We start from the raw sequence: 18,735 nt of genomic DNA, 5'->3' as shown, positions 1-18,735 counted from the left end.
GGAGAAGGACGTGGTCGATAGGGATACGTGTCCCCTTCGCTGTTTCGCGCTTTGTGCGAAAGGCGCGCTACTTTGGGATGGATGGGGAACGTGGTTGTTGCGGTGGCTTTTCCCTTTTGCTGTTTCGCGGCTTTGCCGCGAAAAGCGCAGCACTTTGGGATGGGCGGGTACGTTATTGTCGCGCTGCTCTGTCCCGGCCGCATTTCTAGAGCGTTTCCCCCGCCATAAATTACCCTTGGCATACTTGCGCGAAAGCCTACTGGTGCTACACTTGCAATTGCTGTTTCAGGGCGGGGTGAAATTCCCCACTGGCGGTAAATCGGGCGGTGCTAAAGGGGTGCCGTGGCGCAGTCGAGGTGCCTGCGGCCGAGCCGATGAGTCCGCGACCCGTGTGTGCGTTGGTTCGCATGCCGGCTGAACTGGTGAGATCCCAGTACCAACGGTTAGAGTCCGGATGAAAGAGGCAGGTGATCTTATGTCTGAACAGTCGCAGCATATCCATTTTGAGAACACGAATAGGTGGAGCACCAAACAGCTCGTTACCATGGCGCTGATGTGTGCCTTGGGCGCCCTGTTTATGTACGTGCAGCTGCCTATCCTTCCTTCGGCGCCGTTTTTGACGTATGACCCGTCGCTGGTGCCGGCGATGGTGTGCGGTTTTGCGTATGGTCCTGGCGCCGGTACTGCTGTTGCCGCTATGGCGATTGTTATCCATGCGCTTACCACGGGCGATTGGGTCGGCGCACTTATGAACCTGGTTGCTACGCTGGGCTACATTCTGCCCGCGGCTATCGTGTACCAGAAGATGCATACCTATAAGGGTGCCGTGATTGGTCTGGTGCTCGGCGTCATTGCCGCTACGGCGTTGTCTATGGTCGCAAACCTTACCATTGGCGTATGGTTCTGGTATGGCTCGGTCGATGTGATCGCCCCGCTTATGATTCCTGCCGTGCTGCCGTTCAACCTTATCAAGACCGTGCTTAACTCGGTGTTGACGCTAGCGGTGTATAAAGCAGTCTCCAACCTCATCACGCCTAAAAAGGACCAGGTCAAAGGCCGCGCATGATTGAGTGTCGGGGCGTTTCCTTTAGCTATGACGGTGCCGTGTCGGCGCTCGACGGTGTCGATCTGAACATCGAGGACGGGGAGTTTTTCTGCATCCTCGGTGGCAATGGGTCGGGCAAGTCGACGTTTGCCAAGCATCTGAATGCGCTGCTGCAGCCCGATGCGGGCACGGTACGTATCAACGGTATGGATGCGTCCGATCCCGAGCTGGTCTACGACATTCGTTCGACCGCAGGCATGGTGTTCCAGAATCCCGACGACCAGCTGGTGGCAACGCTTGTCGAAGATGACGTTGCGTTCGGTCCCGAAAACCTTGGCGTTCCATCGGCGCAAATTGCGCAGCGCGTACGCGAGGCGCTGAAGGGCGTGGGCCTGGTGGGCTTTGAGCGCCACGAGACCCATGCGCTCTCGGGTGGCCAAAAGCAACGCGTGGCGCTTGCTGGCGTGCTTGCCATGGAACCGCGCGTGCTCATCTTGGATGAGGCTTCCTCGATGCTCGATCCGCGTGGACGCAAGGGCCTCATGAAGGCTTGCCGCGCGTTGCATGATCGTGGCATGACCATCGTGATGATTACGCACTTTATGGAAGAGGCCGCCGAGGCCGATCGTGTCGCGGTGTTTCGGGCGGGGCGCGTTGCCATGCTCGGTACGCCCGAGGAAATCTTGACACGGGCGGACGAACTTGCGCAGTTCAACTTGGATATGCCGGCGTCGTGCTGCTTGGGCACGGCGCTTCGTGCGAAGGGCGTGCCCGTTCATGCGCAGGTGCGCGAGGTGGATATGGTCGCCGAGATTGCGCAGACATATGCCGACCGGAGTGGGGAAGACACCGCAGGGCGGCCTTCTGCATCCGATTCTCGTGTGCTCGACAACGCCTCCTCTGCAACCGACGGGACAGCCGCGTCGGAGCCCGTCATCGAGATTTCGCACCTCTCGCATAGTTACTCGCTGAGCGCCCGCGAGCGCCGCCGCTGGCATAAGCGCTCGGCCGTTGCGGGCAAATCGAGCAAACAGGCTCTCTGGGGAAACGACCCCAGCAGCCCGTGGGCGCTGCGCGATGTATCGCTGACGGTGCGTCGCGGCGAGTTCCTGGGCTTAGCAGGTCATACCGGTTCGGGTAAGTCGACGCTGGTCCAGCATCTCAACGGTTTGATTCGCCCCCAGGAGGGTTCCGTTTACGCGTTGGGGCTCGACCTGGCAAACAAGAAAGATGCCGCCGCGGTTAAGGCCAAGGTCGGCGTGGTGTTTCAATATCCCGAGCGTCAGCTGTTTGCCGAAACCGTGACGCAGGACGTGGCGTTTGGCCCGCACAACCTTGGCTTGCCGCAAGATGAAGTCGACCGTCGCGTCGAGTCGTCGCTCTCGCGCGTGGGCCTCGACCTTTCCACGGTCGGCGACAAGAGTCCCTTCGAGCTTTCGGGCGGTCAGCAACGGCGCGTGGCATTCGCCGGTGTGCTCGCCATGGAGCCCGAAGTCCTGGTGCTCGATGAACCCATGGCGGGGCTCGATCCGGCTGCGCGCAGGGATTTCCTTGAGCTTATCGATCGACTTCACCGCGATGGCCTGACCGTTGTCATGGTTTCGCATAGTATGGATGACCTGGCCAACTGCTGCGACCGCATCGTCGTGATGAACGAAGGTGCGGTGTTTGCCGAGGGAACCCCCGCGCAGGTGTTTGCGCATGCCGATGAGCTCAAGTCGATCGGCTTGGGCGTTCCCGCCGCCCAGCGCATGGCGTTGGCGCTCGCGGAAGCGGGCGTGCCGCTGCGTTGCGGCGGGCTCTATACGGTTGAGTCGCTGGCAGACGAGTTGGTGGACCTGCTAATCGGTCGCTCGGACGGTCCTTCTAACGTCGCGGACATTGCTAAATCCAAGACGGTCGCGCGAGAGGAGGGCTGCTAATGGAGGCGTTTTCGTTTGGCAGCTACTATCCCGGCGATAGTGCGATCCATCGCCTGGATCCGCGCACCAAGCTGCTCCTGGGCTTTGTGTTTTTAATCACGACGCTGACCGTCGGCGGCTTCCGCGGACTGGCCCCTGTCGCAATTTTCGTTGTGCTGATCTATGTCGTGTCCCGGGTGCCGGCTCGTCGCGTTCTGTCGTCGATGGCGCCGCTGCTGGCAATCGTCGTCGTGGTCGCGGTGCTCAACTTGTTTACCGATCAGAGTGGGCGCATCCTGTGGCAGCTCGGCTTTCTGCAGATAAGCGAGGGCTCACTGCGTTCTGCCGCCTTTATGGCGTGTCGCCTGACCCTGATGATGGCCGGCATGAGCGCCATTACGCTCACCACACCGACGCTCGACCTCACCGCGGGCTTTGAGCGTCTGCTCGCACCGTTTGCGCGCGTGGGGCTTCCGGCGCATGAGCTCGGCATGATCATGGGCATCGCGTTGCGCTTTATGCCGCAGTTCGCCACCGAGATAAAGCAGACGGCGGACGCGCAGGCAAGCCGCGGTGCACGCGTAACGGGTGGCCCGCTCGGCGGCGTGCGTATGCTCGGCAGTGTGGCGATTCCACTGTTCACGGGCGTGTTCCGTCATGCCGAGACGCTGTCTGCCGCCATGGATGCACGCTGCTATCACGGCGAGCAGGGCCGCACGCGTCTGCATGCGCTTGCATTTCGCCGCGGGGATGCGCTGGCTGCGGTGGTGACGATGCTGCTGTTTGCGTGTGTCATCGTCGTCAACCTTCAACTTGTTTAGGCGCGATTCGAGCGCAAGAAAGGGGTCCCTATGACCGACAACGACCGCACAGCTCAGCTTGAGCGCGCCTGCTCGTATCTCAGGCGCATTCCGGCGTGGTATCTGGCCACGACCGATGTGGCCGACGGGCATCAGCCTCGCGTGAGGCCGTTTTCGTTTGCCATGGTCGATGAAGGTAAGCTGTGGTTTTGCACGTCGCGCGACAAGGATGTGTGGGCGGAGCTGAGTGCGAATCCCAAGTTTGAGCTCTCGGGCTGGAAGCCGGGGGAATGCTGGATCGTATTGACCGGCGAAGCCGCACTTGAGGACGACGCAGTTGCGAGCGACAAGGTGCGTCAAGCGGGTTTTAAGCACATGGTGGGCATCGGCGAGGAACACGAGAGTGCCAACGACGGCCGCCTTGCTTTCTTTTCGGTCCGCAACATTGCCGCGCGCTTCTGTGATATCGACGGCAGCGAGGAGCGCCTGGAGCTCTAGCGCGTCTCAAATTAACTACCCGTTCCGAATTAGCTAGCGCCAGGAGGACACATGGACGGATTGAATACGGTGTTGGAGTATCTGACGTCGGTGCCGGCATGGTATTTGGCGACGAGCGTTGACGGACAGCCTCATGTGCGTCCGTTTTCGTTTGCGCAGATCCAGGACGGCAAGCTGTGGTTTGTAACAGCGCGCACCAAAGATGTGTGGCAAGAACTGCTGCAAAACCAGCGCTTTGAGGCCACGAGTTGGTGGCCGGGCCATGGCTGGCTCATCTTGCGCGGGCGTGCCGGCTTGGATGACCGGGCTTTAGGCGAAATGCGCGAAGCTGGGTGGAAGCATCTAGAGCGCCTGGGCGAGCACTATGAGGGGCCTAACGACCCCACGCTCGTCTTCTTTAGCGTCGAGGATCCCGAGGCTTTTATCTGCAATCACGACGAATGGGTGCCGGTCGAGCTCTAGCCAGCTGGTTCATCCTAACAACTTGGTTTTCGCATGGGCGGGCCCCGTATTGCCCGGCGCCGTTAGGAGCGCCGGTCAATACGGGGCCCGCTCCATTTGTCAATTCCTTCAAGCGAATGTGTCGGGAATGTTTCAATGCATGAATATGCAAGCCATTTACGTATTCATGCATCTTTTGGTGCTAAAGTTTCAACCCACTTCATAACGACCGCTGCGAAATGCGCATCGGTGCATAAATCGCAGACAAGGAGTCTGATATGTCTTTGAAGGTTGGAATCGTCGGCGCGGCTGGATATGCCGGAGCCGAGCTCATTCGCCTCGTGCTCGGTCATCCCGAGTTTGAACTTGTTGCCATTACGTCCAACGCCGATGCCGGCCAGCCGCTGTCTGCGGTGTATCCGAGCTTTGCTGGCGTGAGCGATCTGGTCTTCACGACGCATGACGCGCCTGAGCTTAAATCCTGCGACGCCGTCTTCTTGGCCGTGCCGCACACGGCTGCCATGGCACAGGTGCCCGCGCTGCTTGCCGCGGGCGTTTCCTGTTTCGATCTTTCGGCCGACTACCGCCTGAACGACGCGTCCGTCTTTGAGACGTGGTATGCCGCCGAGCATACGAGCCCCGAGCTGCTCAAGACACGTGCCTTCGGTCTGCCCGAGCTGTTCTGCCGGGACTTGGAGACCGCCGCATCCGACCATGCCGACGGCAAACCCGTGCTGGTCGCCTGCGCCGGTTGCTATCCCACCGCAACGAGCCTTGCCGCCGCGCCCGCCGAGCGCGCTGGCTGGGTTGCCCAGAGCGGCCCCGTGATCGTTGATGCCATCAGCGGTGTGACGGGTGCCGGCAAGTCCTGCAACGCTCGTACGCATTTTTGCAGCGCCGACGAGAATTTGGAGGCATACGGCGTGGGCAAGCATCGCCACACGCCCGAGATTGAGCAAATCCTGGGCCTGACCGATCGCGTCGTCTTTACCCCGCACCTGGCACCGCTCAAGCGCGGCCTGCTCTCCACGGTGACGCTGCCGCTCACGCTTCAGGCCATCGACTCCCTGGCTCTTGAGGACGTTGTCGACTATTACAAGCAGTTCTACGCTGGTCGCACTTTCGTGCGCGTACTCGATGCCGGCCAGCAGCCCAAGACGGCTTCGGTCGTCGGCACCAACGCCGCCCAGATCGGCCTCGCGCTCAACAAGCGCGCGGGCGTGCTGGTGGCGACGGGCGCCATCGACAATCTGTGCAAGGGCGCTGCGGGCCAAGCAGTCCAGTGCGCCAATATCGTCTTTGGCTTTGACGAGCGACGAGGCTTGCCCACAGTGGCGTGCCCGGTGTAGCACATTCGATTGTTAACGATTTGGTAGTCGGGCATCGAGTGGGGCGCCACTCTTAAGCTGGTCTCATGATCACGACTGGCATGGCGCACCAACCGATGTCCGTTTTTTGTTTGACATAAGGAGTCATAAAGACGATGAATACCGAGCTGTTTGATTTCAAGATTCGCGCCGTCGAGGGCGGCGTTACGGCTGCGGCTGGTTTTAAGGCTGCGGGCATCCATGCTGGGTTCCGCAAGAACCCCGAGCGTCTGGATTACGCGCTCGTCGTGCCCAATAAACCCTGTCCCGGTGCCGGCGTGTTTACCACCAATCGCTTTTGCGCGGCGCCCGTGCAGGTGAGCCGTGCCAACCTGGGCGGTGCCGACAAGGGCTACGGAATCATCGCCGGCGTTTCGGTCAACTCTGGCAATGCCAACGCCGCCACGGGTGAGACCGGCCTTGCATGCGCGCACGAAACGTGCAGCATCGCATCGCAGGTCATCGGCTGCGAGCCCCAGCAGATTCTGGTTGCCTCCACGGGTGTGATTGGCCAGATTCTGCCGATCGACACGTTTGAGACCGCCATTCCTGCTGCCTACGAGGTACTTTCCGCCCACGGTGGCGCCGATGCCGCTCGCGCCATCATGACGACCGATACGCACTCCAAGGAGTACGCCGTGTCCTACGTCAGTGAGGCTGCGGGTCATGCGGGCAATGTCTATACGGTAGGCGGCATGTGCAAGGGCTCGGGCATGATCATGCCCAACATGGCCACCATGATCGCAGTTATCACCACCGATGCCCCCGTCGAGCCTGCGGCACTTCATGCCCTGCTGCTCTCGACCGTCAAGCAGACCTTTAACAAGGTAACGGTCGATTCCGACACCTCGACTAACGACACCTGCATAATGCTTGCCTCCGGCGCTGCTGCCGCAGATGCCGAGGCCATCGTCGAGGGCTCCGACGCGTTTGACGAGTTGACATTTGCCGTGCACGAGGTGTGCGAGAGCCTGGCGCGCAATATCGCCGCCGATGGCGAGGGCGCATCCAAGCTTGTTACGGTCAACGTTACCGGCGCCGCCAACGACGAGGAAGCTGATCTCGCCGCCCGCGCCGTTGCCAACTCGCCGCTCGTTAAGACTTGCATCGCCGGCCACGACTGCAACTGGGGCCGCGTTGCTATGGCGCTTGGCAAGTGCGGCGTGAAGTTTAATCAGGAAGACGTTTCCATCGACATGATGGGCATGCCTGTCTGTCGCGACGGTCTGACTGTTCCCTTTGACGAGGACGAGGCTCTACGGCGTTTCGAGGCGCCCGAGATCGTGATCTCGGTCGACCTGGGCGCAGGCGACGCGGCAACGACCGTGTGGACCTGCGACCTCACGCATGAGTACATCTCCATCAACGGCGATTACCGTTCCTAGATTCCAGGCACGCTGCGCATCTTGCCGCGATTGCGGACAGCGGAGCACGGCGCGATAACGATACGAAAGACGAGGCAGATTATGAAATTCGCACGCGATTGTCGTTCGAGCGAATCCAACGAAGCAACCGCGCAGCTGCTGTTTGAGGCGCTGCCGTGGATTAAAAACCTGACCGGCAAGACAGTCGTTATCAAGTACGGCGGTGCCGCCATGGTCGACGAGCAACTGCGCCGCGACGTGATGAGCGACATCGTCCTGCTCAAGATTATCGGCATGCGCCCCGTCATCGTGCATGGCGGCGGCAAGGCCATCAACGAGGCGCTGAGCCACTATGACATCCCTGTCGAGTTTAAGAACGGTCAGCGCGTGACCACACCGGATACCATGGATATCGTGCGCGAGGTGCTGGGCGGAAAGGTCAACCAGGAGTTGGTTGCTGCCATTAACCAGCACGGCAACCTGGCCGTGGGCGTTTCGGGCAGCGATGCCGGCACGCTTATCGCCGAGCCGCTAGACCCCGAGCTCGGTCGCGTGGGCAAAGTGACGCACGTCAACACCGACTATATCGAGCGCTTACTCGATAGTGAGTACATCCCCGTCATCGCTACCGTCGCGGCGGGGGAGGACGGTGGCTTCTTCAACATCAACGCCGATACCGCCGCCGGTGCCGTTGCGGCAGCGCTCCACGCGCATAAGGCGATCTTTTTGACCGATGTCGATGGCCTGTACAAGGACTTTAGTGACAAGGACTCACTTATCTCCAACCTAACGCTCGGCGAGGTTAACGAAATGCTCTACGGCGGCGAGGTCGATAAGGGCATGATCCCCAAGCTTCGTGCGGCCGTCGATGCGCTTGCCGGCGGCGTATTTCGCGCTCACATCATCAACGGCACCACGCCGCATTCGCTGCTGCTGGAGCTGCTGACCGATGCCGGCGTCGGTACCGTGATCCATTCCACCGAGACGGCTTATGAGTTCGATACGCATCCGCATCCGCTTTCGACGTTTGCTGCGCGTCTGACCGAGAACCTCGACGAGGTCGAGAAGCTTCAGACGGTCTAACTGACTCGCAGCCGCCCCATTCCTGCACCCATAGGCCTGCGCCGTCTGGCGCCCAACGAAAGGCATCCCATGTCACTTGCAGCTCAGCAATCGCTTGAATCCCATTACGTTATGCATACCTTTGGCCGCTCTCCGGTCGAGTTTGTCGAGGGTCACGGCATGAAGCTCACCGGCGACGATGGTCGTGAGTACCTCGACTTTCTTGCCGGCATCGGCGTGTGCAGCCTAGGTCATGGCGACCCGGCTGTGCTCTCGGCGCTCGAGGCACAGACCAAAAAGCTCATGCATGTCTCCAATTACTTCTACATCGAGCAGCGTGGACAGGTCGCGGCGCTGCTGTCCAAGCTTGCCAACGACGACTTAGATGGTGCACGCGTGCTTGCCGATGCCATTGCCGCCGGCGATGAGACCACGGCAGCTGCTCTTGGTGCCCCGGCTGCGGATGAGCAGGTTTGGGAGACCTTCTTTGCCAACTCCGGCGCCGAGGCCAACGAGGGCTCGATGAAGCTCGCGCGCCTGTACGCCAAGCGTGCCGGTAACGGCGGCAACACTATCGTGTGCATGCGCGGCGGCTTCCACGGCCGTACGCTCGAGACCATTGCCGCCACCATGCAGGATTGGCTGCAGGATAGTTTCCGCCCGCTGCCGGGTGGCTTTGTGGCCTGTACGCCCAACGATATCAATGAACTGCGTGCGATCTTTAAGCAGCTGGGGAGCGAAATATGTGCCGTGATGCTCGAGCCGATCCAGGGTGAGAGTGGCGTGCACCCCATGACCGAGGAGTTTATGGCGGCAGCGCGCGACCTGGCACACGAAGTGGGCGCCGTGCTTATCGCCGACGAGGTCCAGTGCGGCATCTTCCGCTCCGGCAAGCCGTTTACATTCCAAACCTATGGCGTGGAACCCGACATCATGAGCCTTGCCAAGGGCATTGCTGATGGCGTGCCCATGGGTGCCGTCGTGGCAAAGAAGGAGATTGCCGACGTGTTTAAGCCGGGCGACCACGGCTCGACCTTTGGCGGTAGCTGCTTGGCCATCGCGGCGTGTGCCGCGACGCTCTCCGCGCTCGTGCACGGCGATTATGCCGACCATGTTGCCAAGGTAGGCGCCTATATGGAGGCAAAGCTCGCCAAGCTGCCGAACGTGACCGAGGTGCGTGGCCGCGGCTTGATGCTCGGCTGCGATCTGGACGATACTGTGGGTGATGCACACGACGTTGTGGCCCGTGCATTGGGGGCTGGTGCCGTGATTAACGCTACGGGTGCCCATACGCTGCGTTTCTTGCCGCCGCTCGTCTGCGAGGAAGCCGACGTGGACAGTCTGATCGAGATCCTGTCGGACGTTTTGGCCTAACACAGCGCAATAACTTAATTTGGACCGGGTTTCGGACTGCGGACGTGCCATATGCGGCACGATTCAGCGGTCTGGAGCCCGTTTTGCCTTAGATTTGCTAAGGCGGGGAGACCTGCTGGTCAAAAAACATCAAATATGAGTACTGTTACCGATTTGGTAACAGCAATTTTGGACTAATCAGACCAAATAGCAAGTCGAAATGGCGATGAATGTACGATTTTGATCCAATTGCTAGTCCTTATAATGGACATATGTTGCGTAACTTAAGCAAATATTATCTTCTGATATGTTGTAAGCAAGGTAGCAGTACTCATTTTTGCCATTTTCTGGCCACGGCCTTTGTGACAGACGTGCTGGTGGGTTCGAATCCCTCAGTAATGGGCCCTAAAAAGAAAGGCCTCCATAGCTGGAGGCCTATCAAATCAGTGGTGGGCGATGAGGGATGTCCGCGTGCGGCTGGCGCCGCCCGCGCCCCGCTTCGTCGCTCCGCTCCTCGCGTGCTGCGCTGGAAAACGCTTCGCGTTTCCTCAGCTCCGCACCCTTGCGGGTTCGAATCCCATGCGCTGGGCCCAAACAAAAACGGTCCCCTTGCGAGGACCGTATCCAATTCAATGGTGGGCGATGAGGGATTCGAACCCCCAGCCTTGTGCGTGTAAAGCACCTGCGCTAACCGTTGCGCCAATCGCCCGTGCGGAGAGAGTATAGCAAAACAATCGCCTCATTCATCTCATATCCATTAAAGGTAACCGTCGCGTGTCACAGCGGAGCTGATTCAGTTGAGATTGCCTGAACATTCCGCCCCTCTTTACGCCCTCGGGTATACTCAAAAGCTACTGATTCGATTTGATGCCCAGCAACAGCAGAGGGGATAGTATATGTGCGGTTTTGTCGGTTTTGTCGGTGGGACGGATAACCAATCCGAGGTGCTCACCAAGATGATGGACCGCATCGTCCATCGTGGTCCCGACATGGGCGGCCAGTTTATCGACGGCCGCGTTGCCCTCGGCTTCCGCCGCCTGTCGATCCTCGATCTGACCGAGGCTGGCGCCCAACCTATGGCCAACGAGGACGGTAGCGTCGTCATTGTCTTCAACGGCGAGATCTACAACTTCCAAGAACTCCGTTCCGAGCTCGAGGCCAAGGGCTACCAGTTCCACTGCGGCGCCGACACCGAGAGCCTCCTGCACGGCTACGAGGAGTGGGGCGAGGCCGTCCTCGATCGCCTGCGCGGTATGTACGCCTTCGTCATCTGGGACAAAAAGAAGAACAAGCTTTTTGGCGCCCGCGACATCTTTGGCATCAAGCCGCTCTACTACTATCCCATGGCCGATGCGGGCGACGGCGCTCCGGGCGTGCTCTTTGGTTCCGAGATCAAGAGCTTCCTGGACTACCCGCACTTCCACAAGGCGGTCAACAAAAAGGCTCTGCGTCCGTACATGACGCTGCAGTATTCGGCAACCGAGGAGACCTTCTTCGAGGGTGTCTACAAGCTGCCGCCGGCGCACTACTTTACCGTCGATATCCCGACCGGCAAGATGAACATCGAGCGCTACTGGGATTGCGATTACTCTGCCGTCGAGAAGCCGTTCGAAGAGTATGTTGATGAGCTGGACGAGGTCGTGCACGAGAGCGTCGAGGCCCATCGCATCGCTGACGTCAAGGTCGCGTCGTTCCTCTCCGGTGGCGTCGACTCCAGTTACATCGCCGCTTGCCTCATGCCCGACAAGACCTTCTCGGTGGGCTTTGACTACAAGAACTTCAACGAGACCAACTATGCCAAGGAGCTTTCCGATAAGCTCGGCGTCGAGAACGTTCGCAAGATGATTACCGCCGACGAGTTCTTCGGTGCGCTCGAGGACATCCAGTATCACATGGACGAGCCGCAGTCCAACCTGTCTTCCGTGCCGCTGTGGTTCTTGGCCGAGATGGCCCGCAAGGACGTCACCGTCGTGCTTTCGGGCGAAGGTGCCGACGAGCTCTTTGGCGGCTACGCCTATTACGAGGATACGGTCCCGGTGCGCAAGTACAAAAAGATGGTGCCGCTGCCCATCCGTCGCGCGCTCGGTAACCTGGCGCTGCATATGCCGTACTTCAAGGGACATAACTTCCTGGTCAAGGGTGCCGAGATCCCCGAGAAATCGTTCCTGGGACAGGCTCTGGTATGGCCGGAGCGCGAGGTCGACGGCGTGCTCAAGCCCGAGTACAACACCGGCGACGGCGCCTTTGAGCTCGCTGCACCCATCTATGCGCGCGTGAAGGGTCAGCCCGAGCTGGTCAAGAAGCAGTACCTGGACATGAACATGTGGCTCCCGGGCGACATTCTGCTCAAGGCCGACAAGATGTGCATGGCACATTCGCTGGAGCTGCGCGTGCCCTTCCTGGACCGCAAAGTCATGGAGTTCGCCGAGCACATTCCCGACCGCTACCGCATCAACGAGAACGGCAACAAACAGGTACTCCGCCACGCTGCCAACAAGTCGCTGCCCGATGAGTGGGCCACCCGTCCCAAGGTGGGCTTCCCGGTGCCGATTGTCTACTGGCTGCGCGAGCAAAAGTGGTACGACTATGTCAAGGAGTACTTCACCGCGCCGTGGGCAAGCGAGTTCTTCGATACCGACGAGCTCATGCACCTGCTCGATCTGCACTTTGCGGGCAAGGGCGATTTCCAGCGCAAGATCTATACGCCGCTCGTGTTCCTGATGTGGTATAAGCGTTTCTTTATCGACGAGGACCAGCCTTCTGTACAGGCTGCCTAGCCTCGGCTTACGAACGCCTGCGCGTAGCGGCTCCTCCGGGAGCCGTTTTTGCGTGAGCACGTTTCAGTTACTATGAAAACCGTCCCTGCCAAATGGCTGAGAAAGGTGAAAGATGCACCATTCGGATTCAGCGACCGTGACCACGGTCGATACGCTTGCCAAGCTTCTCGATGTGTGCGGCGAGCTGCGCGCATCAGAGCAGGTTGACGAGCGTGCCGTGACCGGCTGCTCGTTTGATTCGCGCGCGGTCTCGGCAGGTGACGTGTTCTTTTGCAAAGGCGCTGCCTTTAAGCCCGCGTTTTTGAGCATGGCGCTCGATGCGGGCGCCGTCGCATTTGTGTGCGAGGAGTCGCTGGTCGAGTCTCTGGAGTCGCTGGCGCAGGAGAGCGGTGCTGCGATGCTGGTTGTTGATAGCGTTCGCACGGCCATGGCCCTGTTGCCGCCGGAGGTCTACGACCGTCCCGACCACGACGTCAAGATCGTGGGTATCACCGGTACCAAGGGAAAGACCACGGCCGCTTTTATGCTCCAGTCCATCATCAAAGCGGCGGGCGAGTCCTGCGGCATGATCGGCTCAGTGAACACCGACGATGGTATCGAGTGCTACGAGAGCACCAATACTACGCCCGAGGCCCCCGAGGTCTGGCGTCATATTGCCAACTGCCGCACGTCCGGTCGCCAGTCCATGGTCATGGAGGTCTCGAGCCAGGCGCTCAAGTACCAACGCGTCGAGAATCTGCCGTTTGACGTGGCGTGCTTCCTCAACATCGGCCGCGACCACATCTCGCCAATCGAACACCCCACGTTTGAGGATTATTTTGAGAGCAAACTCAGGATCTTTGACCAGGCAAAGACCGCCGTGGTGAATTTGGGCACCGAAGAGGCTGACCGCGTGCTGGAGGCAGCGTCGACGGCCGAGCACTTGGTGACCGTTGGCGTCGAGCATCCCGAGGCAAGCCTGTGGGCGAGCGACGTGCGCATGGTCGGCTTTAGCATCGAGTTCAACTTGCATGGCCTGTGTGCCGACGAGTCCGGGGCGGGGGAGAAGATCCTGCTGGGTATCGCGGGAGACTTTAACGTGGAGAACGCGCTGGTCGCTATCGCCGCCGCGCGCGAGATTGGCATCGGTATCGATGCCATCAAGAAGGGCCTCTCCAAGCTGCGTGTGCCGGGCCGCATGGAGGTCGTGGAGTCGAAGGACGGCCGCGTGATCTGCGTCGTCGACTATGCGCACAACCAGCTTTCGTTCCGCTCGCTTTTCTCGTCGGTCAAGCGCGCGTTTCCCGCCAGCCCGGTCATCGCAGTGTTTGGCGCTGCCGGCGGCAAGGCGCAGGAGCGCCGCGAGCAGCTTCCGCGCGAGGCCGCACCATATTCCGATCTGATGATCTTTGCCAATGAGGACCCGGCTCACGAGGACCCGATGAAGGTCTGTCGCGAGCTTGCCGAGCATGTTCCCGACGATACGCCGAACAAGATCATCCTCGACCGCGAAGCCGCTGTGTATGCGGCGTTCAAGGCGGCGCGCGAGGAGTACGTCAACCCCGATGCTCCCACCATTGTCTTGCTGCTGGCAAAGGGTGACGAGGAGCTCATGCACGTGGGCGACGAGTTCGTGCCCATCGAGAGCGACCTTTCGTTGGCCAATCGCCTGATCGATGTTACCCAGTTTGACTAATGAACCATGATGGCGAAGGCGCCCTGAGTGCGCTGTCGCCATAAACGTGTTCCCTCAATCAAAACATGCCGTCCAAGCCCAAACCCTTCTATGTAAACGGAGTAACCATGTCCCACAACACCCTGCCGACCGTCGCCGAGCTTTCGGGCGAGATGCGCGAGCGCTTGGCCAAGGTTAAGTACGTCTTTACCGACCTGGATGCTACGATGCTCGCACCCGGCTCGTGCGTGCTGCGCGACAACGACGGCAACCCCTCGACCAAGCTCGTCGAGGCTGTCGTGGCACTTGCCCGCGCCGGCATCCAAGTGGTTCCCACCTCGGGCCGCAACCGCACCATGATCCACGAGGATGCGCGCGTGCTCGGCCTCAACTCCTACATTGGTGAGATGGGTGGCCTGGTCATGTACGATCTCAAGGCCAACGATTGGGAGTATCTGACCGGCGATATGCCCTACGACCCATCTTGCGGTCTCACGCCGCACCAGGTGATCGAGCAGACTGGCGTGTGCGAGAAGATCCTCGCCCGCTGGCCGCACAAGATCGAGTATCACAACGACATGTCGACCGGCTACAAGTACCGCGAGGTTACCGTCGGCATGCGCGGCGACATCCCCGATGACGAGGCGCAGGCCATCCTGGACGAGGCCGGCTGCGGCCTGGTGTGGGCCTGTAACGGTCACCTGACGCATCTGTCCAAGCCGACGACGCTCGAGCTCGATCGCGTCGAGGACGGTCGCGCGTTTAACATCAATCCCGCCGGCCTCAACAAGGGCGTTGCCATCGCGCGCTTCTGCGAGCACCTGGGGATCGAGCGCGAGGAGACGCTCGCGCTCGGCGATTCCGAGTCCGACTTCTACATGGCCGATCACGTGGGCACGTTCTGCCTGGTCGAGAATGGCCTGACGAGCGCCGGCGCGCCCGAGTTCCTGGCTGCTTGCGAGAACGCTTTCGTTACGCGCGGCAAAATTGTCGACGGTTGGGCGGCGACGGCAGAGCTGCTGGTCGCGGCGCGTTCGTAGCGCGGCGTCGCCGCACTTGGACATGTCTTTTCGAGAGAGACTGGTGAGGTAATGTCCGATATCGAGAATCCGACAGGCGACACGCGCCCGATTGGCGTGTTCGATTCTGGTTTGGGCGGTCTGACGGTTGCGCGCGCCATCGCGACGGTGCTGCCGCACGAGTCCGTCTACTACTTCGGCGACACCAAACGCTGCCCCTACGGCACGCGCACCGAGGATGAGGTGCGCTCGTTTGCGTTGCAGGCGGGCCGTTGGCTGTCGAAGCACGACGTCAAGATTATGGTCATCGCCTGCAACACGGCAACGGCCGCGGCGTTGCGTCTGGCCCAGCAGGTGCTCGACGTTCCCGTGATCGGTGTGATCGCACCGGGCGCACGCGCGGCAATCAACAGCACCCGCACGCGCCGGGTGGGCGTGCTTGCCACCAACCTCACCATTCGCTCGGGCGCCTACACGCGCGCCATCCAGGATCTAGATGCCGGCGTCGATGTATACGGTTGTCCTGCCTCGAGCTTTGTCGAGGTTGTCGAACACGAGCTCGCCTCGGGTGCACATCTACAGGAACAGTGGCTTGAGAACGAGGACATCTTCGATACGCCTGCCGTGCGTGCGCTGGTGGGTGCCACGGTTGAGCCGCTGCGCGACCACGGTATCGATACCGTGGTACTCGGCTGCACACATTTTCCGCTGCTCGTGGGGCCTATTCGCCATACGCTGGGTCCCGGAGTGCGCGTGGTGAGCTCCGCCGAGGAGACCACGCGCGAGCTGACCGATATCCTCACGCGCCGCGAGCAGCTGGCGGGCGACGCAGCCGAGCCGCAGCATCGCTTTGCGACGACGGCCGATAACATTGCCGAGTTTGCGGTGGCGGGCAGCTTTATCTTTGGTCAGCCGCTCAAGAGCATCGAACATATCGATATCGATGAGCTGAAATAGATGTAAGGTCATCGACCAAAGGCTCACGTTCACCTTTTGCCGAAAGGATATTTCTATGGAGTACATGCAGGTCAACCGCGCCAACGGCCGCGCCGCCGATGAGCTGCGCCCCATCAAGCTTACTCGCGGCGTCATGAAGCACGCCCACGGTTCGTGCCTGGCCGAGTTTGGTGATACGCGCGTGCTGTGCGCTGCCACCATCGAGGAGGGCGTGCCGGGCTGGCGCAAGGGCGCCAAGGCCGGTTGGGTAACGGCGGAGTACGCCATGCTGCCGGCATCGACCGGCAAGCGCTGCAAGCGCGAGCACGCCAACCGCAAAGGCCGCTCCATGGAGATCGAGCGCCTCATTGGTCGCAGCCTGCGTACCGTCGTCAACATGAAAGCACTCGGCGAGTACACCGTCACCGTCGACTGCGACGTGATCCAGGCCGATGGCGGTACGCGTACGGCGAGCATTACCGGCGCCTGGGTGGCGCTGCACGACGCCCTCGCCATGTGGGTCGAGGCAGGCAAGATCGAGCGCATCCCGCTTACCGGCCAGGTGGCTGCCATCTCCATGGGCGTTGTCGACGGCAATACACTGCTTGACCTCGATTATTCCGAGGACAGCCATGCCGAGGTCGACATGAATCTCGTCGCCACCGACACCGGTGAGATGATCGAGCTCCAGGGCACCGGCGAGCAGGCGCCCTTCGACCGCAAACGCCTCAACGCCCTGCTCGACCTGGGCGACAAGGGTATCGCCGAGCTCATCGAGCTTCAACGCCAAGCCCTCGCCTAACCTGCCAAAAAGGGACAGGTTTATTTTGGTAGGTTTTATCTGCGGAGACGTCTAGACACAAGACTGCCGTTGATTGAGAGGGGAGAGGTAGGGGCCCTCGTCGCCCTCGGCGCGGCACTGCTATAGAGACAAGGAGACCACTCATGGCACTTGAGAAGATCGACATCGACACCCTCGATCCGGCGGCGACTATCGTCGTGGCAACCGGCAACGCCCATAAGCTCACCGAGATCGAGGCCATTTTGGGCAAGGTCATGCCCGAGGTGCGTTTTGTGGCGCTCGGCCAGCTAGGTGATTTTGAGGACCCCGAGGAAAACGGCACGACGTTTTTGGAGAACGCCATCATCAAGGCGCAGGCTGCCGTCGAAGAGACGGGGCTCATGGCCATTGCCGATGATTCGGGCCTGGTCGTCGACGCGCTGGACGGCGAGCCGGGTGTGTATAGCGCGCGCTACGCGGGCGTTCACGGCGACGATGCCGCCAACAACGCCAAGCTGCTCGTGAATCTGGAGGGCGTGGCCGACGAGGACCGCACTGCGCGCTTTATGAGCGTCGTCGCGCTCATCGACACGGACGGTTTGGTCACCTATGGCGAGGGCGCCTGCGAGGGCGTTATCGCGCACGAGGGCCGCGGCGATCACGGCTTTGGCTACGACCCGCTGTTCCTGCCGGTCGACACGCCGGGCAAGACTATGGCCGAGCTGACGGCGGACGAGAAGAACGCCATCAGCCATCGTTTCCATGCGCTCGAGCATCTGTCCGCCAAACTGACGGGCGAGGAGTAGGCCGTGCGTGCGGTGGTGCAGCGCGTACTCAACGCCGGCGTGACGGTCGACGGCGAGTGCGTGGGCAAAATTGGGCGCGGCTATCTGGTGCTGCTGGGCGTGGGCCACGGCGACACGCGCGCCGAGGCCGATAAGCTGTGGGGCAAGCTCCGGGGCTTGCGCATCAACGAGGACGAGAACGGCAAGACCAACCTGGCACTTGCCGATGTCGACGGCGAGGTGCTCGTGGTGTCGCAGTTCACGCTGTTCGCTGACTGCCGCCACGGTCGCCGTCCGTCGTTTACCGATGCAGGCGCGCCCGATGTTGCCAACGAGCTCTACGAGTACTTCCTGACGCTCGTTCGTCAAGATGTCGAACACGTGGCGCACGGCATCTTTGGCGCCGATATGAAAGTCGACTTGGTCAACGACGGCCCATTCACCATCGTCTTGGACACGGACAACCTTTAGGTTACGCGGTTTTACCAAACCGCGTAACAACTGGTCATGCGAGGTTGTCGTCTGGTACGTATTTGGGACGGGGTTTATTTAGCTACTTGCATATGGCGGCAGCAGGGTGCTATAGTATTAGAGTTTTGTCTATCTTAGGGGTATTATCCCCTTTTTGAATTGCACCTTCTGGAGGCCCTGTTCATGGAAGAGATGGAAGTCAATCACGTCGACGACATCCACGAGAAGCTGACCGATATGGTGGGCGATCGCGTCAAGGTGAAGGCCAACATGGGCCGCACCCGCGTCGTCGAGCGCATGGGCACCATCAAGAGCGTCCACCCCGCCGTCTTTATCGTCGAGGTTGACGAACGTCGCGGCCGCAAGTCGCGTCAGTCCTACCAGTATATCGATGTCCTCACCGGGCAGGTCGAGCTGTTCGACCCCGAGAGCGGCGAGCATATCTTTACCCCGCTCGGCAATCAGCTCGAGGAGCACTAAC

At 60.6% G+C, this 18,735-nt stretch carries 17 protein-coding genes, 1 tRNA gene and 1 riboswitch; of the genes, 17 read left to right on the top strand and 1 reads right to left on the bottom strand.

Annotated elements, in window-relative coordinates; all coding sequences use genetic code 11:
• The first annotated feature begins 277 nt into the window (after positions 1–277).
• A riboswitch (FMN riboswitch) is annotated at positions 278–470 on the top strand.
• Between the two features lie 5 nt (positions 471–475).
• The 9 genes from DW925_RS00830 (at position 476) to DW925_RS00790 (ending at position 9,852) form a co-directional block, all read left to right on the top strand.
• Positions 476–1,066 carry an ECF transporter S component gene (locus DW925_RS00830; protein ID WP_055252299.1) on the top strand — a complete coding sequence of 197 codons (591 nt, stop codon included), beginning with the start codon at positions 476–478 and terminating at the stop codon, positions 1,064–1,066.
• A complete protein-coding gene (locus DW925_RS00825) occupies positions 1,063–2,967 on the top strand; it encodes an energy-coupling factor transporter ATPase (RefSeq protein WP_117790151.1) in 1,905 nt (634 codons plus the stop codon). Before DW925_RS00830 ends, DW925_RS00825 begins: the two co-directional genes overlap by 4 nt.
• Positions 2,967–3,767 carry an energy-coupling factor transporter transmembrane protein EcfT gene (locus DW925_RS00820; protein ID WP_117790150.1) on the top strand — a complete coding sequence of 267 codons (801 nt, stop codon included), beginning with the start codon at positions 2,967–2,969 and terminating at the stop codon, positions 3,765–3,767. The genes DW925_RS00825 and DW925_RS00820 overlap by 1 nt, the downstream gene beginning before the upstream one ends.
• A gap of 30 nt (positions 3,768–3,797) precedes the next feature.
• The gene (locus DW925_RS00815) at positions 3,798–4,244 is read left to right on the top strand and encodes a pyridoxamine 5'-phosphate oxidase family protein (protein ID WP_117637581.1); all 447 of its coding nucleotides are present in this window, start codon (positions 3,798–3,800) and stop codon (positions 4,242–4,244) included.
• Positions 4,245–4,295: 51 nt separating this feature from the next.
• The gene (locus DW925_RS00810) at positions 4,296–4,706 is read left to right on the top strand and encodes a pyridoxamine 5'-phosphate oxidase family protein (RefSeq protein ID WP_117637582.1); all 411 of its coding nucleotides are present in this window, start codon (positions 4,296–4,298) and stop codon (positions 4,704–4,706) included.
• A gap of 257 nt (positions 4,707–4,963) precedes the next feature.
• Complete coding sequence (gene argC, locus DW925_RS00805) at positions 4,964–6,034, top strand: N-acetyl-gamma-glutamyl-phosphate reductase (RefSeq protein ID WP_117790149.1); 1,071 nt, start codon at positions 4,964–4,966, stop codon at positions 6,032–6,034.
• Positions 6,035–6,168: 134 nt separating this feature from the next.
• Complete coding sequence (gene argJ / locus DW925_RS00800) at positions 6,169–7,437, top strand: bifunctional glutamate N-acetyltransferase/amino-acid acetyltransferase ArgJ (RefSeq protein ID WP_199577012.1); 1,269 nt, start codon at positions 6,169–6,171, stop codon at positions 7,435–7,437.
• An 81-nt stretch (positions 7,438–7,518) separates the two neighbouring features.
• Positions 7,519–8,499, top strand: a complete 981-nt coding sequence (gene argB / locus DW925_RS00795) for an acetylglutamate kinase (protein ID WP_117790147.1) — start codon at positions 7,519–7,521, stop codon at positions 8,497–8,499.
• Positions 8,500–8,568: 69 nt separating this feature from the next.
• Positions 8,569–9,852, top strand: coding sequence for an aminotransferase class III-fold pyridoxal phosphate-dependent enzyme (locus DW925_RS00790; protein ID WP_117790146.1), 1,284 nt, complete (start codon positions 8,569–8,571; stop codon positions 9,850–9,852).
• 612 nt (positions 9,853–10,464) lie between these two features.
• Here the strand turns inward: DW925_RS00790 and DW925_RS00785 are convergent.
• A tRNA-Val gene (locus tag DW925_RS00785) sits at positions 10,465–10,540 on the bottom strand.
• A 187-nt stretch (positions 10,541–10,727) separates the two neighbouring features.
• Here DW925_RS00785 and asnB point away from each other — a divergent pair.
• From asnB to DW925_RS00745, 8 genes are all read left to right on the top strand, one after another.
• On the top strand, positions 10,728–12,608 hold the full coding sequence (gene asnB / locus DW925_RS00780; protein WP_117790145.1) for an asparagine synthase (glutamine-hydrolyzing): 1,881 nt from the start codon (positions 10,728–10,730) through the stop codon (positions 12,606–12,608).
• Positions 12,609–12,720: 112 nt separating this feature from the next.
• Positions 12,721–14,283, top strand: a complete 1,563-nt coding sequence (locus tag DW925_RS00775) for a Mur ligase family protein (protein WP_117790144.1) — start codon at positions 12,721–12,723, stop codon at positions 14,281–14,283.
• A 107-nt stretch (positions 14,284–14,390) separates the two neighbouring features.
• The gene (locus tag DW925_RS00770) at positions 14,391–15,302 is read left to right on the top strand and encodes an HAD family hydrolase (RefSeq protein ID WP_099432110.1); all 912 of its coding nucleotides are present in this window, start codon (positions 14,391–14,393) and stop codon (positions 15,300–15,302) included.
• Positions 15,303–15,353: 51 nt separating this feature from the next.
• Positions 15,354–16,238 carry a glutamate racemase gene (gene murI / locus DW925_RS00765; protein WP_117790143.1) on the top strand — a complete coding sequence of 295 codons (885 nt, stop codon included), beginning with the start codon at positions 15,354–15,356 and terminating at the stop codon, positions 16,236–16,238.
• Positions 16,239–16,293: 55 nt separating this feature from the next.
• Positions 16,294–17,019 (top strand): ribonuclease PH, encoded by a 726-nt coding sequence (rph, locus tag DW925_RS00760; protein WP_117790142.1) that lies wholly within the window; start codon positions 16,294–16,296, stop codon positions 17,017–17,019.
• A gap of 143 nt (positions 17,020–17,162) precedes the next feature.
• Positions 17,163–17,804 carry an RdgB/HAM1 family non-canonical purine NTP pyrophosphatase gene (gene rdgB / locus DW925_RS00755; RefSeq protein ID WP_022094898.1) on the top strand — a complete coding sequence of 214 codons (642 nt, stop codon included), beginning with the start codon at positions 17,163–17,165 and terminating at the stop codon, positions 17,802–17,804.
• A 3-nt stretch (positions 17,805–17,807) separates the two neighbouring features.
• Positions 17,808–18,254: a D-aminoacyl-tRNA deacylase gene (gene dtd, locus DW925_RS00750; RefSeq protein ID WP_089572532.1), complete on the top strand. Its 447-nt coding sequence runs from the start codon at positions 17,808–17,810 to the stop codon at positions 18,252–18,254.
• Between the two features lie 183 nt (positions 18,255–18,437).
• Positions 18,438–18,734: a Veg family protein gene (locus tag DW925_RS00745; RefSeq protein ID WP_006234957.1), complete on the top strand. Its 297-nt coding sequence runs from the start codon at positions 18,438–18,440 to the stop codon at positions 18,732–18,734.
• Position 18,735: the final 1 nt, after the last annotated feature.

This window comes from Collinsella sp. AM43-1 (assembly GCF_003467925.1).
In the GTDB taxonomy this organism is placed as follows: domain Bacteria; phylum Actinomycetota; class Coriobacteriia; order Coriobacteriales; family Coriobacteriaceae; genus Collinsella.
The sequence above is the reverse complement of the archived record's forward strand: the minus strand, read 5'-3'. Positions and strand labels throughout refer to the sequence as shown.

Excerpts from the sequence above, each read along its gene's own strand:
- argC (WP_117790149.1), top strand. The coding sequence starts at position 4,964 with ATGTCTTTGAAGGTTGGAATCGTCGGCGCGGCTGGATATGCCGGAGCC.
- murI (WP_117790143.1), top strand. The coding sequence starts at position 15,354 with ATGTCCGATATCGAGAATCCGACAGGCGACACGCGCCCGATTGGCGTG.
- DW925_RS00810 (WP_117637582.1), top strand. The coding sequence starts at position 4,296 with ATGGACGGATTGAATACGGTGTTGGAGTATCTGACGTCGGTGCCGGCA.
- DW925_RS00815 (WP_117637581.1), top strand. The coding sequence starts at position 3,798 with ATGACCGACAACGACCGCACAGCTCAGCTTGAGCGCGCCTGCTCGTAT.
- DW925_RS00775 (WP_117790144.1), top strand. The coding sequence starts at position 12,721 with ATGCACCATTCGGATTCAGCGACCGTGACCACGGTCGATACGCTTGCC.
- rph (WP_117790142.1), top strand. The coding sequence starts at position 16,294 with ATGGAGTACATGCAGGTCAACCGCGCCAACGGCCGCGCCGCCGATGAG.
- DW925_RS00820 (WP_117790150.1), top strand. The coding sequence starts at position 2,967 with ATGGAGGCGTTTTCGTTTGGCAGCTACTATCCCGGCGATAGTGCGATC.
- asnB (WP_117790145.1), top strand. The coding sequence starts at position 10,728 with ATGTGCGGTTTTGTCGGTTTTGTCGGTGGGACGGATAACCAATCCGAG.
- DW925_RS00825 (WP_117790151.1), top strand. The coding sequence starts at position 1,063 with ATGATTGAGTGTCGGGGCGTTTCCTTTAGCTATGACGGTGCCGTGTCG.
- DW925_RS00790 (WP_117790146.1), top strand. The coding sequence starts at position 8,569 with ATGTCACTTGCAGCTCAGCAATCGCTTGAATCCCATTACGTTATGCAT.
- rdgB (WP_022094898.1), top strand. The coding sequence starts at position 17,163 with ATGGCACTTGAGAAGATCGACATCGACACCCTCGATCCGGCGGCGACT.
- argB (WP_117790147.1), top strand. The coding sequence starts at position 7,519 with ATGAAATTCGCACGCGATTGTCGTTCGAGCGAATCCAACGAAGCAACC.
- DW925_RS00830 (WP_055252299.1), top strand. The coding sequence starts at position 476 with ATGTCTGAACAGTCGCAGCATATCCATTTTGAGAACACGAATAGGTGG.
- DW925_RS00745 (WP_006234957.1), top strand. The coding sequence starts at position 18,438 with ATGGAAGAGATGGAAGTCAATCACGTCGACGACATCCACGAGAAGCTG.
- DW925_RS00770 (WP_099432110.1), top strand. The coding sequence starts at position 14,391 with ATGTCCCACAACACCCTGCCGACCGTCGCCGAGCTTTCGGGCGAGATG.
- argJ (WP_199577012.1), top strand. The coding sequence starts at position 6,169 with ATGAATACCGAGCTGTTTGATTTCAAGATTCGCGCCGTCGAGGGCGGC.